The sequence below is a fragment of the Pseudomonas sp. SDO52101_S400 genome, assembly GCF_054071635.1.
This window is the reverse complement of sequence record NZ_JBSVWF010000092.1, coordinates 1-15,563: the sequence shown is the minus strand read 5'-3', so window position 1 is coordinate 15,563 and position 15,563 is coordinate 1. Positions and strand designations below refer to the sequence as shown.

18 protein-coding genes are annotated in these 15,563 nt (G+C 61.5%); 8 read left to right on the top strand and 10 right to left on the bottom strand.

Going from position 1 to position 15,563, the window contains the following annotated elements; translation table 11 throughout:
- Positions 1-33 precede the first annotated feature (33 nt).
- Positions 34-1,227 carry an S-type pyocin domain-containing protein gene (locus tag ACW9HX_RS27725; RefSeq protein ID WP_457383030.1) on the top strand — a complete coding sequence of 398 codons (1,194 nt, stop codon included), beginning with the start codon at positions 34-36 and terminating at the stop codon, positions 1,225-1,227.
- Between the two features lie 10 nt (positions 1,228-1,237).
- A complete protein-coding gene (locus tag ACW9HX_RS27720; protein ID WP_457383029.1) occupies positions 1,238-1,489 on the top strand; it encodes a pyocin S6 family toxin immunity protein in 252 nt (83 codons plus the stop codon).
- Positions 1,490-1,564: 75 nt separating this feature from the next.
- On the opposite strand, the gene ACW9HX_RS27715 is transcribed toward ACW9HX_RS27720, so the two are convergent.
- On the bottom strand, positions 1,565-2,029 hold the full coding sequence (locus ACW9HX_RS27715) for an outer membrane lipoprotein (RefSeq protein WP_007969461.1): 465 nt from the start codon (positions 2,027-2,029) through the stop codon (positions 1,565-1,567).
- Between the two features lie 168 nt (positions 2,030-2,197).
- Between ACW9HX_RS27715 and ACW9HX_RS27710 the strand changes: the two genes are divergently transcribed.
- Complete coding sequence (locus ACW9HX_RS27710; protein WP_457383028.1) at positions 2,198-2,434, top strand: hypothetical protein; 237 nt, start codon at positions 2,198-2,200, stop codon at positions 2,432-2,434.
- A 5-nt stretch (positions 2,435-2,439) separates the two neighbouring features.
- Here ACW9HX_RS27710 and pdxH read toward each other — a convergent pair whose 3' ends face one another.
- The 5 genes from pdxH to dinG form a co-directional block, all read right to left on the bottom strand.
- Positions 2,440-3,087, bottom strand: coding sequence for a pyridoxamine 5'-phosphate oxidase (gene pdxH / locus ACW9HX_RS27705; RefSeq protein ID WP_457383027.1), 648 nt, complete (start codon positions 3,085-3,087; stop codon positions 2,440-2,442).
- 24 nt (positions 3,088-3,111) lie between these two features.
- A complete protein-coding gene (locus ACW9HX_RS27700) occupies positions 3,112-4,215 on the bottom strand; it encodes an OmpA family protein (RefSeq protein WP_457383026.1) in 1,104 nt (367 codons plus the stop codon).
- A 114-nt stretch (positions 4,216-4,329) separates the two neighbouring features.
- Positions 4,330-5,475, bottom strand: a complete 1,146-nt coding sequence (locus ACW9HX_RS27695) for a serine hydrolase domain-containing protein (protein ID WP_457383025.1) — start codon at positions 5,473-5,475, stop codon at positions 4,330-4,332.
- 94 nt (positions 5,476-5,569) lie between these two features.
- The gene (locus tag ACW9HX_RS27690; RefSeq protein ID WP_457383024.1) at positions 5,570-7,939 is read right to left on the bottom strand and encodes a beta-agarase; all 2,370 of its coding nucleotides are present in this window, start codon (positions 7,937-7,939) and stop codon (positions 5,570-5,572) included.
- 95 nt (positions 7,940-8,034) lie between these two features.
- Positions 8,035-10,179 carry an ATP-dependent DNA helicase DinG gene (gene dinG / locus ACW9HX_RS27685; protein WP_003222341.1) on the bottom strand — a complete coding sequence of 715 codons (2,145 nt, stop codon included), beginning with the start codon at positions 10,177-10,179 and terminating at the stop codon, positions 8,035-8,037.
- Positions 10,180-10,278: 99 nt separating this feature from the next.
- Between dinG and ACW9HX_RS27680 the strand changes: the two genes are divergently transcribed.
- Positions 10,279-10,743, top strand: a complete 465-nt coding sequence (locus ACW9HX_RS27680; protein ID WP_273541266.1) for a CopD family protein — start codon at positions 10,279-10,281, stop codon at positions 10,741-10,743.
- A 50-nt stretch (positions 10,744-10,793) separates the two neighbouring features.
- Here ACW9HX_RS27680 and ACW9HX_RS27675 read toward each other — a convergent pair whose 3' ends face one another.
- The 4 genes from ACW9HX_RS27675 to ACW9HX_RS27660 all read right to left on the bottom strand — a co-directional run bounded on the left by ACW9HX_RS27675 (position 10,794) and on the right by ACW9HX_RS27660 (position 13,494).
- Positions 10,794-11,552 (bottom strand): collagen-like protein, encoded by a 759-nt coding sequence (locus ACW9HX_RS27675; RefSeq protein WP_457383023.1) that lies wholly within the window; start codon positions 11,550-11,552, stop codon positions 10,794-10,796.
- Positions 11,545-11,823 (bottom strand): DUF1145 domain-containing protein, encoded by a 279-nt coding sequence (locus ACW9HX_RS27670; protein ID WP_457383022.1) that lies wholly within the window; start codon positions 11,821-11,823, stop codon positions 11,545-11,547. The genes ACW9HX_RS27675 and ACW9HX_RS27670 overlap by 8 nt, the downstream gene beginning before the upstream one ends.
- Before the next feature lie 163 nt (positions 11,824-11,986).
- Positions 11,987-12,709 (bottom strand): OmpA family protein, encoded by a 723-nt coding sequence (locus ACW9HX_RS27665; RefSeq protein WP_457383021.1) that lies wholly within the window; start codon positions 12,707-12,709, stop codon positions 11,987-11,989.
- Between the two features lie 89 nt (positions 12,710-12,798).
- Positions 12,799-13,494: an OmpA family protein gene (locus ACW9HX_RS27660; RefSeq protein ID WP_096819534.1), complete on the bottom strand. Its 696-nt coding sequence runs from the start codon at positions 13,492-13,494 to the stop codon at positions 12,799-12,801.
- 199 nt (positions 13,495-13,693) lie between these two features.
- On the opposite strand from ACW9HX_RS27660, the gene ACW9HX_RS27655 reads away from it, so the two are divergent.
- The 4 genes from ACW9HX_RS27655 to ACW9HX_RS27640 are packed head-to-tail and all read left to right on the top strand — an operon-like array spanning position 13,694 to position 15,411.
- Positions 13,694-14,191 (top strand): DUF6231 family protein, encoded by a 498-nt coding sequence (locus ACW9HX_RS27655; protein WP_457383020.1) that lies wholly within the window; start codon positions 13,694-13,696, stop codon positions 14,189-14,191.
- Positions 14,192-14,195: 4 nt separating this feature from the next.
- Entirely contained in the window at positions 14,196-14,672 is a 477-nt protein-coding gene (locus ACW9HX_RS27650) for a YchJ family protein (RefSeq protein ID WP_457383019.1), read from the top strand.
- Positions 14,673-14,713: 41 nt separating this feature from the next.
- On the top strand, positions 14,714-15,199 hold the full coding sequence (locus tag ACW9HX_RS27645) for an LEA type 2 family protein (protein WP_169429138.1): 486 nt from the start codon (positions 14,714-14,716) through the stop codon (positions 15,197-15,199).
- A 5-nt stretch (positions 15,200-15,204) separates the two neighbouring features.
- Positions 15,205-15,411 (top strand): SEC-C metal-binding domain-containing protein, encoded by a 207-nt coding sequence (locus tag ACW9HX_RS27640; protein WP_007955014.1) that lies wholly within the window; start codon positions 15,205-15,207, stop codon positions 15,409-15,411.
- Positions 15,412-15,563 lie beyond the last annotated feature (152 nt).

Below are 15,563 nucleotides of genomic sequence, written 5' to 3'. Positions count from 1 at the left end.
AGGGGCTGCACGACGTTAACGAAAGGACAATCAGTGGCTGGTCAAAAGGACATTCCCCGGGTTCCCAACCCACCGGCAGGCGACGGCCATCACGTCACCTACCGCTACATGACGGCCACCGAACTGGCCGATCAGCAAGAGCGACAAGACAAATACGACGCCATGCTGGCGAGGCAGGACGCTTTCGAGCGCAGCCGTGAGGTCGCGGCGAACAAGCCTGAGCCAGTGCGTGCCGGTTGCGTGTTCGCCAAGTCCTGCAAATTGCCGGACGCGATCATCGATTACTCGAATCCTTCGGGGATGGTCCCGACCGACAGCCTGAAAGATTACGGCGACCTGGTCCTGCTCGGTGGCCGTGAAGCCGATGACAGCGGGGGTGTTCCACTCAAGAAAATCAGCGGCACCGCCATTCCGGCAGGCCTGGGCACCTTCGCCCTTGCGGGTGAAGCGTTCAAGGCACTGCCAGCGATAGCTTCTACCGCCGTTGTGACCCCTTTGGTCGGGCTGGTGGCGTTGCTCATGCCATCGAACCTGGGCGACAGCGCCCTCTACACCGAAGACCAGTTGCTCGCTCTCAAACAGGCCCGCACCCGCGTGCGCCTTCGCGTTGAACAGCAGGCGGATGGCAGTCTCAAGGGTTACGGTTTCTACACCGGCAAGAATCGCGACTGGGAAATGGTCGATGTCGCGCAGTTCACCGCACGTGATAACCGCTTTGTCGCAGACCTCGGCGAAGGCATTGAACTGATCTGGACACCCGCAGTGGACGGCTCCGACATTCTCGGTATCCCGGCGCTGGAAGCTGCTCCGCAGGCACCGCATATCTGGGTGTATCCACCGACGAAAGCGGCGGACGGGATTCTGGTGAACCCGGTTTATCCGCCGGAGTATCGGGATTTCATATTGGTGTTTCCGGCGGATTCTGGAGTTAGGCCGCTATACATCGTTCTCAGCCAGCCCCCTGACCATGCTTATTACGGTCATCCAAAGACGCTACCAGCATTCCCTGATGCAATCAGGGTGAAGTCGAAGTCATCGGTTCGAGGTGGAGGAAAGCGGCGAGCACGTTGGGTAGACCGCAAAGGCCGGATTTATGAGTGGGATTACAAAAGTAATGCTGTAGAAAAATACGACAAACTAGGAACCACACATTTGGGGGAGTTCAATCACCTGACGGGTGAGCAAACCGGGCCCGCAGAGCCAGATAGAAGAACCACTAAAAATTAAGGATCAAACCATGCTCTTCCTTTCAATAACCGGCTTTTACCCAGATGACGTCCAAGACGACACGCTGCAGTTCGAATTGGATATCGACGGTAGCGAAATGAATGAAAAAGTTGCACAGCTCATTGAGTCCAAGCCCCTGAGCGAACTGGAGCCTGGTGAATTGTTACTGAGCAAAGATCAAGTAACGGCACTGGAAGCCCTTCTAAATATCAGCTTCCCTAACGGTCTGGAATATTTTATGGGCACCTGTGCCAAGTACTGATATTGCAAGCCGGCAACAAACAAAAAACCCCGACCAGTCACCTGATCGGGGTTTTCCTTTACCGCTCGTTCCCGCTTAGTGCGAAACGCGGCTGGTACCGCCAACAGTCGAAATCCGTACGCGCTCACCAACGCGGAACACTTCGTTCTCCTGCACTTGCTGCACGTAGGCGCGCATGCTGCCGTCGTCTTCGCGCACGGTGATTTCAACGCCCTGGGTACGGGTCAGGCCTTCTTCGGTGGCCGAACCGATCAGGCCGCCGGCCACGGCACCGATAACGGCTGCAACGATGCTGCCTTTACCGCCGCCGATAGCGCTGCCGCCGACACCGCCGACCACTGCACCGGCTGCGCCGCCGATCGGGGTCTTGGTGCCTTCGATTTTCACCGGACGCAGGGATTCGATGGTGCCCATGCGAATCGTCTGCACGCGACGCGCTTCGTCACGGGAGTAGGAGTCACCGGTCAGGCTCGATTGGCAGCCGGTAAGCAACATCGCCATCGTGGAAAAGGAAGCAACCAGCAGAACAGACTTACGCATAGGATCAACTCCAAAGGACAGGTATTCATTAAACTCCGCAGCTTGACGCCTGTCACGGCGCCGCCCGGATAAATTTGGTTTCATTCAGGCCCGGTACAGGGCCTCCACGAACTCACCCAACAGTAGCGCCAAAATACAGAGCTTGCGCCGCCGACCCCAAGGATTTTCATGGATTACTTCATCATTGTCGTCACAACCGTCGCCGGTTTGTACTTCCACTGGTGGTTGTACGTGCGGATCAAACGCTGGATGGACCGCGATCTGGCATTGTCGCTGGCCGGCAAGGATGAAGGCAAACGCGCCTTCATGCTCGAACGGCTGGCGCAAGCCCGAACACAGAAGATCAGGCGTCGGGACCTGCCGAAGTGGCTTGAGGCCGCTGCGGCAGGCTATCCCGCTCGGTAGACTGCTTAAGGTGCCAGACGTTCAAGAATCCAGTCGGCGCCCTGCAAACGGTAGTTGAGGCGATCGTGCAGACGGCTCGCGCGGCCCTGCCAGAACTCGATGCGCTCGGGGAGCAAGCGGTAGCCGCCCCAGTGTTCCGGGCAGTCGGGCTGGGTGTCGGTGAAGCGTTGCTCGGTGGCCTTGAGCAAATCTTCCAGTTCACCCCGGCCATTGATCACCCGGCTCTGCGGTGAAGCCCAGGCGCCCAGTCGGCTGCCCAGTGGGCGCACCTGATAGTACGCGTTGGACTCCTCGGGCGTGACCTTCACCACCCGCCCTTCGATGCGCACCTGACGCTCCAGGGTCGGCCAGAAGAAGGTCATGGCCGCGAAAGGATTCGCCGCCAGATGCTGACCCTTGGCGCTTTCGTAGTTGGTGAAGAAGGTGAAACCCTGCTCGTCCAGGCCCTTGAGCAACAGAATGCGGCAGTGCGGACGACCGTCCGCATCGACCGTGGCCAGGGTCATGGCGTTGGCCTCCACTGGCGCCTGCTCGGTTTTCACCGCATCGGCAAACCACTGGTGGAACAGCGCGAAGGGCTCGGCCGGGGCTTGCGCCTCGGTCAGGCCATCCCGGGTGTAATCACGACGCATATCTGCCAGAGCCTGGGTCATGGCGCATTCCTTTTCGTTAGCGGATCACTGTTTTGCCGCATCGCTCGCAACGACTTTCTTGTCGGTTGCGGCGGCCTTTGCTGGAGCGGTTTTCTTGGCCGGAGTCTTCGCAGGAGCCTTCTTCGCTGGCGCCTTGGCTGCGGCCTTCTTGGCCGGTGCTTTTTTGGTGGCCGGGACAGCGGCTTTCTTCGCGGCAGGTGCCGGAGTCACAGGCTTGGCAACTGGCTTGACGTCCTGGGCAGCGACCATGGTCACTGGCTTCGGTGCCGGCATGTTGTACTTGCTCAGCAGCGCAACCATGGTGTTCTGCGGGGTCACCAGCAGTTCGACACGACGGTTCAGGGCACGGCCTTCAACGCTGTCGTTGGCTGCACGCGGTGCTTCGGAGCCCATGCCGCGCAGCATCAGGCGATCACGCTGCAAACCGCTGAGACGGAAGATCGCAGCGACCGACTGGGCACGCTCCTGGCTGAGTTTGGTGTTGTCTGCTGCGACACCGGCGTTGTCGCTATGGCCCAGTACCAGAACAGCGGTTTTCGGGTCGGCTTCAAGGATCTTGGCGATATTGGTGAACGGGCTGAGGGTCACCGGCAACAGCATCGCAGGGCGTTTCGGGTTGAACGAACCTTCAACCGGCGCGGTCACCACGAGGACGTTTTCACGGCGCTCGAATTGCAGGTTGCTGCCCTTGATCGCGTCACGCAGGCGCGGCTCGTAGTCGTCGAGCCAGGCCTGGGTGACTTTCGGGTCAGGCATCGGCACGGCTTTGGCGGTGTCCTGAGACTTGCCGCCAAACGGCCACCACCATTTGGTGCCGGTGTCGGCATCAGCCTTGGCAACAACGGCAGGCGTGGCTTGCGTCTTTACTTCGGGCTTCACGTCGGCCTTGTCCGCCGAATCATCGGAACCGAACGGCCAGTACCAATGGCTGCTGCTCTCGGCCTTGGCGACTGGCGCGGTGGCGGCCGGTTTCAACGGTGCAGGTGCCGGCGTCGGCTCCTTGGCCGCGACCTTGTCGGACGAGCCGAACGGCCACCAGCTGCCGCCATCGGCGTCATTCTTCGGAGTCTGTGCACAACCGGTAATCGCGAAACACAGGGCCAGGGCGAGAGTTTGTTTGGACGACATTGGAAACCCACAAAAATTAAGTAATGGACAATCAGAGGACTTTCGCCCGGATAAACAGACGCTTTGAATCGAAAAACCGGTCGAGGTTCCGGCCCTGGAACCTCTGGTTATGCTTTACAGACAAGTGGCAAGTACCCGCGCCAGCTTCTGCGCGCGCGGATCCATCAAGACGTACGGCCCAAGGGTATTTGTCACAAATCCGAAGGCAACATCGTGCTCCGGATCAGCAAAACCGATGGAACCGCCGGCGCCCGGATGCCCGAACGCCCGCGGGCCGAGGCCGTAGGTGGCATTCGGCACGTCGGGCTGATCGAGCATGCAACCGAGACCGAAACGGGTGCGGGTCAGCAAGGTCTTGTCCTCGCCGAGGCTGTGTTCGCGGGTCAGCTCATCGAGCATTTCGCTTTCCAGCAGGCTGCCATCGAGCAGACTAGCGTAGAACCCGGCCAGGCTGCGCGCATTGCCGTGGCCGTTGGCCGCCGGTTGCTGCATGCGCCGCCATTCCGGCTTGTTGGTGCTGGTGAGCACCGAAGGCGGATTGGTGAAGGCTCGGGTTGTCATCGCGGTCGGTTCACGCATGGTCACTTGCAACAGGCGCTGGGCGGCGGCATCGCCGACATTGCCTTTGCCCCGTGCGATATGCGCCACGCGATGAAACTCTTCGTCGGCCAGGCCGACATGGAAATCCAGCCCAAGCGGTTTGGCGACCCGTGCCACGATGGATTCCCCCGGCCCGCGACCGTCGGCACGTCGCAGTAACTCGCCGATCAGCCAGCCGTAAGTGATCGCGGCATAACCGTGACCGGTGCCCGGCGTCCACCACGGTGCTTCGGCCGCGAGGGCGTCGACCATGGTTTGCCAGTCATACAGGGCTTCGGGGGCCAACAGTTCGCGCAGGGCCGGCAGACCGGCCTGATGGCAGAGCAATTGACGCAGGGTCACGGATTCCTTGCCGGCAGCGGCAAATTCCGGCCAGTAACGGGCGACCGGAACATCGAGTTGCAACTTGCCTTCGGCCACCAGTTGCAGCGCGGTGACGGCAGTAAAAGTCTTGGTGCAGGAAAACAGGTTGGCAATGGTGTCGCTGTGCCAGGCTTCGCTGCCGTCCTTGTCGGCGGTACCGGCCCAGAGGTCGAGGACGGTTTCCCCGCCGACCCGGATGCACAACGCGGCGCCACGTTCCTGGGGATCGTCGAACAGTGCCGCGAAGGCTTCGCGCACCGCTTCGAATTGAAGCTCGTAATGTCCCTGAATCTGCACCCGCAACTCCCCCGCGAAAACGCTCTACAAAGTGGCCCGCATTGTTCCAGCCCTTGAGGGTTTTGGGAACAGCGGCGGGCCGGGCGGTCCTGCCTTAATGGCCGTTGCCGGAGTGGCCGCCGGTATGGCCGGCGCCCTGCCCCGGACCTTTGCCAGCCTCGCCTTTGCGCCCGCCTTCGGTTTCGTGACCAGCCTTGTCCGCCGCCGCAGCGGCTTTCGCGGCTTCTTTCCCGAGCTGATCGAGCGTTGCCAGATTGCTCTTGCGTACGGTTTCGACAAACCCCTGGTACGGCAAGTCAGTTACACCGACCAGACCGAAGTGGCCGTTTTCGCCATCGAGCAGGCGGCCGGTCACCGGTTGATCGAGGTACTGGAACCAGTGCACGCCGACAATCGACGGCTCGCTCAGCGCCTGCTTGAGGAAATTGGCGTAGGCCGGGCCACGATCTTCCTCCTTGCTCAACGGCGTTACGCCGCCCCAGAACGGGCCGCGATCGGTCGAACCGAAGTTGAATTCGGTGATCAGCACTGGTTTGTCGAGGCTGCGCAGCGCGGCGAAGTCATAACCGTCCTGCGGTTGCAGGGTGTACATGTTGAAGCTCAGCACATCGCAATACTGCGCGCAGGAGGCCACGGCTTCCGGTGTGCTGATGGCGAACCGGCCGCCCAGCAGCAACTGGTTCGGCGCGTGCCATTTCAGCGAGTCGGAAATGGTCTTGAAGTAAGTGTCGGCGAAGACCTTCTGGAAGTATTTGAAGTCAGCCTCGATTTCCGGGTGCTCCGGATTCGGCAACGGCGCCTCGAAACCCGGGTCTTCCATCAATTCCCACGCTGGCAGATCGATACCCCAGGCCTTCGACAGCCCGGCCTGGTTGCGGTACTTGTCGCGCAACTGTTTGAGGAACGCACGCTTGGCCGGGACGTCGGTGGTCATTTTCAACGTGCCGTAGGCCAGCGCGTAACGCGACTTCGGATCGTCACCGGGACCGGCCCAGGCCAGTTCGTTGTCGGCGAAGTAGCCGATCAGCCACGGATCGTCACGGTGATCGCGGGCGGCAATCGCCACGGCACGCTCGGTGGCCATGGCGAAACGCGGATCGAACGGGTCAGGCATACCGCCCCACCAGTCGTTGCCGGTGCTGATGCTGGTGTAATCACCGACGATCGACAGCGGCAAGGTGTACGGCACGCGCTCGGCATCGCTCAGTTGCGGTGCGCTCCAGTTGCCGACGGTATTGAAACCCCACGCCTGCAGGCGGTCGAGGGTATGGCTGGCCCACTTCTGCTCATCGATGGCGGCTTTGCACGGGGTGGCAGGCGCTTGCTCAGGCTTTTCCTGCGTCGCACAAGGTGCGCCGTAAAGGCGTTGCAGGTTGGCGCCATAAAAGTCGTACCAGCGCCCATTGCCGTAGCCACGGCCCTGATCGGCGCCGTTGCCGCCACGGTTGTCCCCCTCGCCGAAGTGACTGGCCAGCGGCTCGTCCGGTTTTGGCAGGGATTCGAACATGTATTCGCGGCCAGCCACGTAAGTCTGGTTGACCTCAGGGCTGACGGTGTTCACGCCCAGGGAATAGAACGGATGGCCCTCCGGCGTCACCAGATACCAGCGGCCGTCGAGCTTTTCGGTGCGGAAGAAGCCGCTGGCCTTGAACGCCGGGCCTTTATTCAAGCCGCCGAACTTGTCCAGCGACGACTTTTCGCGTTCGGCCAACCAGGTTTTCAGCTGTTGCTGCTCCTTGGCCGCGGCGGATTTCAGTTGTTCGTCATTGGCCACTTTCTCCGGCCATTTGCTGCGGGTCGACTGACCATAGGCATCCACCAGATTGCCGTAGACGGCTTTGATCACGTCGCCCTCGTCCTGCACGCCAAAGCGCTCCAGCAACAGACTCTGCGCCGCTTTCGGCTGGTCCATCGACAAGCTGACCGACACCACCTGGCTGCGATCCAGCTCACCGCTGCTGCTGGCCAGCAGGATGCGCTGCCCATCAATCGTCATAGGCATCAGCGGTCCGGCCTTCATGCCCTGGCTCAGCGGCGAGGTCGCGGTCAGCGGCACGAGCAAGGTCTGCGCCGGACCGGCCGGCAGATCAACACGGCTGACCAGGGTCTTGCCGTCGTTGCTCTGGATCTGTACGTAAACGGTCACGGCCCAGTTCATCGCACTTTGAATGCGCAGGCTCATCATGCCGGACTGCGACCAGTCCCAGGCACCGGTCTGCGGCGTCAGACGCAAGGTCGGGCGCGCCACCGGGTTGAAGGTCACCCGGCGCAGCACTTCGCCCTCGGGGGTCTGCTCGGCGTTGGCTTGCGGCAGGTCGGCGTTTTCGGTCGCCACTTTCACCACGTCGGCGGGACGGACAAAGTTGAACAGGGTCTGCTGCCCGGCAGGTGCCGCCAGCAGAGGCGCAGCGAAAACCAGGGCAAAAACAGACGGCAACGAAAGACGCAACGAACGACGAATCATGAGAACGGATTTCTCCCTAACGACCAGCAATGGCCAATGGAAAAGCGATGGCGCAGAGATAGACAACGCGGCGGGCAAAACTGCCCACCGATGTCTCAGGAAATTTCACGACGGAAAGGAGGCAACGCATTGAGGATCGCCTTGCCGTAGCGCTGGGTGACCAGCCGCCGATCCAGCAAGGTGATGGTGCCGCGGTCTTCTTCGGTGCGCAGCAGACGACCGCAGGCCTGAACCAGTTTCAGCGAGGCGTCGGGCACCGAAATTTCCATGAACGGATTGCCGCCCCGGGCTTCGATCCACTCCGACAGCGCGGCTTCGACCGGATCGTCCGGCACCGAGAACGGAATCTTGGCGATCACCACGTGTTCGCAGTAGGCCCCCGGCAAGTCCACGCCTTCGGCAAAACTGGCGAGGCCGAACAGCACGCTGGAATCACCGCCATCGACCCGCGCCTTGTGCTTGTTCAGGGTTTCCTGTTTCGACAGGTTGCCTTGAATGAACACTTGCTTGCGCCAGTCGCGATCGAGACCGTCGAATACGTCCTGCATTTGTTTGCGCGAAGAGAACAGCACCAGCGTGCCGCGTGAGCCTTCGACCAGATCCGGCAACTCACGGATGATCGCGGCGGTGTGAGCAGCGGCATCGCGCGGGTCGGCTTTCAGGTCCGGCACCCGCAACACACCGGCGTCGGCGTGATGAAACGGGCTCGGCACCACGGCGGTGACCGCTTTTTTCGGCAGGCCGGCACGCATGCGGAAGCGGTCGAACGTGCCGAGCGCGGTCAGAGTCGCCGAGGTCACCAGACAGCCGTAGGCCACGTTCCACAGGCTGCGGCGCAGGGTTTCGGCCGCCAGGATCGGGCTGGCGTTGACCTCGATGTCGAACAGCGAACCACTTTCGGCCAGCGTCAGCCAGCGGGCCATCGGCGGGCTGTCTTCCGGGTCTTCGGCGGTGAATGCGGTCCACAGCTCCCAGTTGCCGGACGCCCGGGACAACAGGCTGCCGAACAGTGGGTACCATTCCTCGGCCTGGTTGCTGGCGATGCCGATGTTGACCTCGCCGTCCATGCCTTCCTTGAGCAAATCGGTCAGACGGGTGAACAGGTCATTGAGACGGGAGTAGCCTTTTTTCAGCTCGATGCCCATCTCGCGCATGTGCTCGGGAATCACCCCGCCAACGAAGCGATGACGCGGACGCTCGCGGCCCTCGACATCTTCGCCGGGCTTGAAATCCGCGATCTGTTCGCAGGCGGTGAACATGAATTGCTGCTGGGTCTTGATCTCCCGCGCCAGTTCCGGCACCTGCTCGATCAGCTTGCCGAGGTCGCCCGGCAGCGGATGCTGGGCCAGCAGTTTGGTGAGGTTCTTGGCCGTGGTTTCCAGCCAGTCGGCAGTGGAGCGCAGGCGCGTGTAGTGAGCGAAGTGGCCGATGGCCTTGTCCGGCAGGTGATGACCTTCGTCGAACACATAAATGGTATCGCGCGGATCCGGCAGTACCGCCCCGCCGCCCAGCGCCAGGTCGGCCAGCACCATGTCGTGGTTGGTGACGATCACATCGACCTTGCCCATGCCTTCGCGGGCCTTGTAGAAGGCGCACTGGCCGAAGTTCGGGCAATGACGGTTGGTGCACTGGCTGTGATCGGTGGTCAGGCGCGCCCAGTCGGCGTCCTCCAGCGCATTGGGCCAGCTGTCGCGGTCGCCGTCCCATTTATTGCCGGCGAGCTTCTCGATCATGCTGGTGAACAGCTTCTGGCTGGCCTCATCGACCTCGATCTTGAAGCCTTCCTCTTCGAACAGCTGGGCAGTGGCGGTCTGTGCGTGGCCTTCCTGCAACAGCATGTCGAGCTTGGACAGGCACATGTAGCGGCCACGGCCCTTGGCCAGGGCGAAGCTGAAATTCAGCCCGCTGTTGCGCATCAGATCCGGCAAGTCCTTGTAGACGATCTGCTCTTGCAGGGCGACGGTCGCGGTGGCGATCACCAGGCGCTTGCCGGCCAGTTTCGCCGTAGGAATTGCGGCCAGACTGTAGGCCACAGTCTTGCCGGTACCGGTGCCGGCTTCCACTGCGACAATGGCGGGGTCGCCACTGCGCCGGCCTTCGTCATCGGTGTCGATATCCCCGAGGACCTTGGCAATTTCAGCGATCATCAGACGCTGGCCGTAACGCGGCTTGAGGCTCTTGGCCTCTAGAAAACGCGAATAGGCGCCCTGGATCGTGGTTTTGAGTTCAGTGCTGATCATTGAGTGTCGGGCGCAAAAAACGCTGGATAAATTTTCAGTGGTTCGGTTCGGCGGCTATCATACCCCGCGAATCGATCCCGCGCAGAACGGAGTACCCCAATGACACCTTTTAGCCTCGTTTACCCCCTGCATGTCCTCGCTGCCCTGGTATGGGTCGGCGGCATGTTTTTCGCCTGGATGGTACTGCGCCCCGCGGCCGTAAAGGCGCTGGACGGCCCAGGTCGACTGACCCTGTGGGTGGAAGTGTTTCAAGGTTTTTTCCGCTGGGTGTGGGGCGCGGTGATTCTGCTGCCGGTGACCGGGGTGGGCATGTTGCATCTGCAGCACATCGGCTTCGAGACTGCACCGAAGTACGTTCAGGTGATGATGGGCTTGTACATCGTGATGACCGCGCTGTTCATCCGGATTCAGGGCTTGATGCTGCCGGAACTGCGCACAGCGGTTGAAGCGAAGGACTGGCCGGCAGGTGCGGCGGTACTGGGACGGATTCGGCGGGTGGTGGGGATCAACTTGCTGGTCGGGTTGGCGCTGGTGGCGATTGCCGCAGCTCGGCCGTCGTTCTGAAGTGAAGCTGATCGTTCCCGCTCAGTGGGAACGATCAGACAGGGGATGGCTTACAGGCGCTGTACGGTGACAGACCCCGCCGCCCCCGCAGGTCCCGGCTGACCGTCAGCCCCAGGCTTGCCGCTCTTGCCGCCATCGGCGCGATACACCAGGCAACCCTTGGACTTGCCGCCGGCCCCCGGTTTGCCGCCAGGCCCGGCCGGGCCACCGGCACCACCGGCGACTTCAACCTTGATCAGCTCGGCCGGAAACTCACGAGGCACTTCCAGTCGCACCAGCGCGCCCGGAGCGCCCGGCTGGCCATTGCTGCCGTCACTGCCATCGAAACCGTGTCCGGCCTGGCCCCAGGTGCAGCCCGGTTCCTGACCGTTGGCGCCGTCGAGCCCGACAAAGCCCGGCGCACCGGTGCCGCCGCGTGCATCGACGATCAGCTGCGGTGCATTCAGCGCCTTGAATTGCAGATTCAGGTTACGTCCGGCACGGGCCGCTTTTTCATAGGTCCCCGGCGCGCCGCGAGCGGTGATCCGGCTGCCTTCGGCAAACGCAGCGCGGGTGACTTTCAGATCAAGCGCCTGTTCGCCCGGCACGATGGCGATACGCGCTTCGCGGCCCAACTGCAACTCGCCGACGCTCAACTCGGTCACATTCGAAGGCACCAGCAAGGTGCCATAATCGGCAACCACCAGTTTTTCCAGTTGCAGGGTGCTGGCAGTGTTGGGCAAACGCATCAGCGAATTGGGCTCGACACTCACCACCTGGGCACAGGCCAGAGGACTGATGAATGCAGCGAGCAGGCAAAGTTTACGCATGGGAAGCCTCCGGAGCGGCCGGGGCCGGGATGGTTTGCAAGTGGAAAACACCGAACAACAGAACGCGGCCACGATCTCGCCACGGGTGCGGGCGCCCCTTGAGGCTGGCATTGCACAGCAGGACTTCAAGGATGTGGACGGCCAGCAGCAGGACGCCGGCCAGATTGACCAACAGATGCAACGGATGAACAAACGGCACCAACTGATTGGCCAGTACCACGCAGCAGAACACCAGGGTCAATAATCGCCCCAGCCCACAGAACACCTTCATACGCTCCCCCGTGTTGCGAATTATTCTTTGGGCGCACAGTAACGGCTTCCGTACGGGATAAGCCAGAGGGGCAAATAAAAAAGTTCCGGGCACTCGTCGGATGACTGCCGGGGCGACGATGAACGTCGCCCGACAGCTCTAGGCTGAGGCCTACAGACAAATCCTAACGATTGATATGCAGCTCGACGCGACGGTTTTTCGCGCGCCCCTCTTCGGTGTCGTTGTCGGCCACCGGCTCACGCTTGCCACGTCCTTCGCTGGTCAGTTTTTCCGGCGCCAGCCCCTGACTCAGCAGATAGGCTGCGACACTGCTCGCACGGCGCTCCGAGAGAGCCTGGTTATACGAATCCGACCCCTTGCCGTCGGTGTGGCCGATGACCTTGATGCTCACCACATCGGCGTTGCGCAACTTGTCCATCAGCGAGTCCAACTGACTTTTCGCCGCAGGTTTCAAGTCAGACTTGTCGAAATCAAACAGCACGTTGCCCGTATCGCTCAGGGTGATGACTTCGGATTGCGGGGCCGGTTCGGCCGGTTTCTCGGCGACCGGGTATTGCGGCAACGGACAGCCACGGTGGTCGACCGGGGTGTTGGCCGGAGTGTCCGGGCAACGGTCGCGACGATCGAACACGCCATCGCCGTCTTCATCGCCATCCTGGGCGTAACAGATCAATCCGCCGGTGAGGATCCCCAGCGCTGCGCCACCACCGGCCCAGCCACCGCTTTCAATCGCGCCCAGACCGCCACCGACCAGTCCGCCAATGAGGCTGCAGATCGGCCAGGTACGTTGATTGAGGGGGGCAGTGCCATCGCTGTGAGTAGCGCAACCGGTCAAGAGGCTGCCTAACAGCAGCACCGGCAAGACGGACCTTGAGAAAACACTCATTGTGAAAGCTCCTGTGTCACCGGCCCATACCGGTTACACAGGAGTAAAGACCCGCATCCGCGACTGCACAAGCCGCGGATGCGAGGGGGTTAACGCTCGATTTTGATTTCCGTGCGACGGTTCAGCGCGCGGCCATCGGCGGTTTTGTTATCCGCCACTGGCTGGCTTTCACCGGCACCGGTCACCGACACGAAGCTTGAACGTGGTACACCATCATGGATCAGGTATTCCACCACCGAGTGCGCCCGACGATCCGACAGTTTCTTGTTGTAGGCATCGCTGCCCACGCTGTCGGTGTGGCCGGTCACGGTCAGTCGCGCCGTGCTCGATTCCTGTTTCAGGCGCGTGGCGACCTTGTCGAGTACCTGTTTATCGGAAGGCGTCAGGGTAGCCTTGTCGAACTGGAAGTGAACATCGCGGATGACGATGGTTTCTTCCTTGACCACTACAGCTTCTTCAACCACTGGTGCAGGGGCTGGTGGAGGGCAGCCGTCAGCATCGACCTGCACGCCTTTAGGCGTATGCGGGCACTTGTCGCGACTGTCCGGCACACCATCGCCGTCTTCATCGCCATCACCGTGCACCCAGCAATAGGCTGCTGCCGTACCGCCGACGAGTAATGCGCCATAGCCTGCCCATGCAGAGCTTTCCGTCGCGCCGAGACCCGCACCGACGACACCGCCGACTGCCGCACAGGTCGGCCAGTCGGTTTTCTGCAAACCTGCACAACCAGTCAACACACTGGTTAGCAGAACCAAGGGTAATGCTGTCCGAACTATGCTCATCTAGTTTTCTCCTGAGGGATCGGCTTAGAACCGATTCAGGGAGTAAAGACCGGAGTTTTAATCTCCGCCAGCAATAGGCCACTGCTGTTTGCGAGCGTGTTCACAGGACTTCAAGGCATTTGCCGCAAACCCGCAGGACAGAGATCTAGGCCTCGACGCCCGGGCAGGCTAGTCTTGGCGACCTGATTGAGGATCTTCGATGAACGTCGCCCTGTCTTCCCGCACACCGCAGCAGGCATTGGCCGCCCTGCTGGACCGCTACGCCCCGGCCCGTCTGCTGGTGATCGGTGCCAGTGAATTCCCGGCCCTGACCGCTTTCAAGGACGCGCACCCGGACACTTGCGTCGCCCACGCCGCGCCCGGCGCGCTGCCGGTGGAGCTGGCGGCACGCCGTTTCGACCTGGCGCTGGTGGTCGATTGTCTTGAGCACTTGCCCAAGCGCGATGGCCTGAATCTGCTCGGCGGGATTCGCAACCTCAACGCCAGTCGCATCGCAGTGCTGGCGGACCTGTCGGCCAGCGGCTGGCAGGAAACGGATTTCTATTCGCTGGCCCTGCAGGCCAGCGAGCGGTTTGCCCGCGACGAGCAGGTTCTGACCCTGTTCACCTATGATCTGCTTGACTACAAACAAGTCCCCGACTGGCTCAACTCGCGGTTCTGGGCCAATCCGGAAAACTTCGGGAAATACTGGTGGTAATGCAATGAGTACAGCCATTTGCCCTTGCGGCAGCGGCAACCTGCTGGATGCCTGCTGCGGCCATTATCATGCGGGCCATCCGGCACCGTGCGCCGAAGCCCTGATGCGCTCGCGCTACAGCGCCTATGTGCTGGGCCTGATCGACTATCTGGTGGCGACCACCCTGCCCGCCCAGCAAGCCGGGCTCGATCGCCAGTCAATCAGCGCCTGGAGCGCTTCGAGCACATGGCTCGGGCTGGACGTTGAAAGCTCGGAAGTCTTCGGCGGTCAGCCGGAACACGCCTTCGTCACCTTCACGGCGCGCTGGCACGACAGCCAGGGTGAACACAGTCACCGCGAGCGCTCCTCGTTCGTGCAGACCGCCGGTCGCTGGTACTTCATCGACCCGACCGTACAGCTCAAACTCGGGCGCAACGATGCCTGCCCTTGCGCCAGCGGGCAGAAGTTCAAGAAGTGTTGCGCGGGGTATTTCGGCGCGTAGAGTGAGTGACGACTAGACTGGGCGCAAAAGGGAGTTCTGCGATGGTCGGTCAATGGCGCATATTCAAAGCCTTTACGCTGCTGCTGTTTCTGGGGCTCGGCGGCTGTGCCTCATGGTTCGCCGACGACACCCTCGACCCCGCCGTGCACCTGGTGAAAGTCGAAGTGGTGCGCGCCAAGCTGCTCGAGCAGAAATTCATCCTGCATTTTCGCATCGACAACCCCAATGACAGCGAGCTGACCGTGCGCGGCCTGGAATACCGCGTGCATCTGGCTGACATGCTGCTGGCCGAGGGCGAGCATGAGCACTGGATCACCGTCGGGGCCAAAAGCAGTGCTTTCTATAAAGTGCCGATCCGCACCAACCTGTGGCCGAAGGTCAAGGACGTGGTGAAAATGCTGAAAAATCCGCACCAGCAGGTTCCCTACCGGCTGCAAGGCGAGATGGAAACCGGTTTATTCATCGCCCACTACGTGCACCTGGAGCGCAATGGCGTGATAATCCCCGCCGATTTGATTACGGAGTGACCCCGATGACCCAGCAACCTCATGTCCATGGCCCTGACTGCAACCACGATCATGACCATCACCACCATGATCACGACCATGGCCATGTCCACGGCCCGAACTGCGGCCACGCCCACCAGGAACCGGTGCGCAACGCCCTGAAAGACGTCGGCCGCAACGACCCTTGCCCATGCGGCAACGGCAAGAAATTCAAGAAGTGCCACGGCGCTTGATGTTTCGGGCAAAGACTTTCTTCGCCTGAAACACCGCCTTCGCGAGCAAGCCCGCTCCCACAGCAGATCGCATTCCTCCTGACGGAATGCAGTCAAATGTGGGAGCAACTGTCTTAACCCTGCCATTCGTCACCGCCATTCGGTACCGTCAC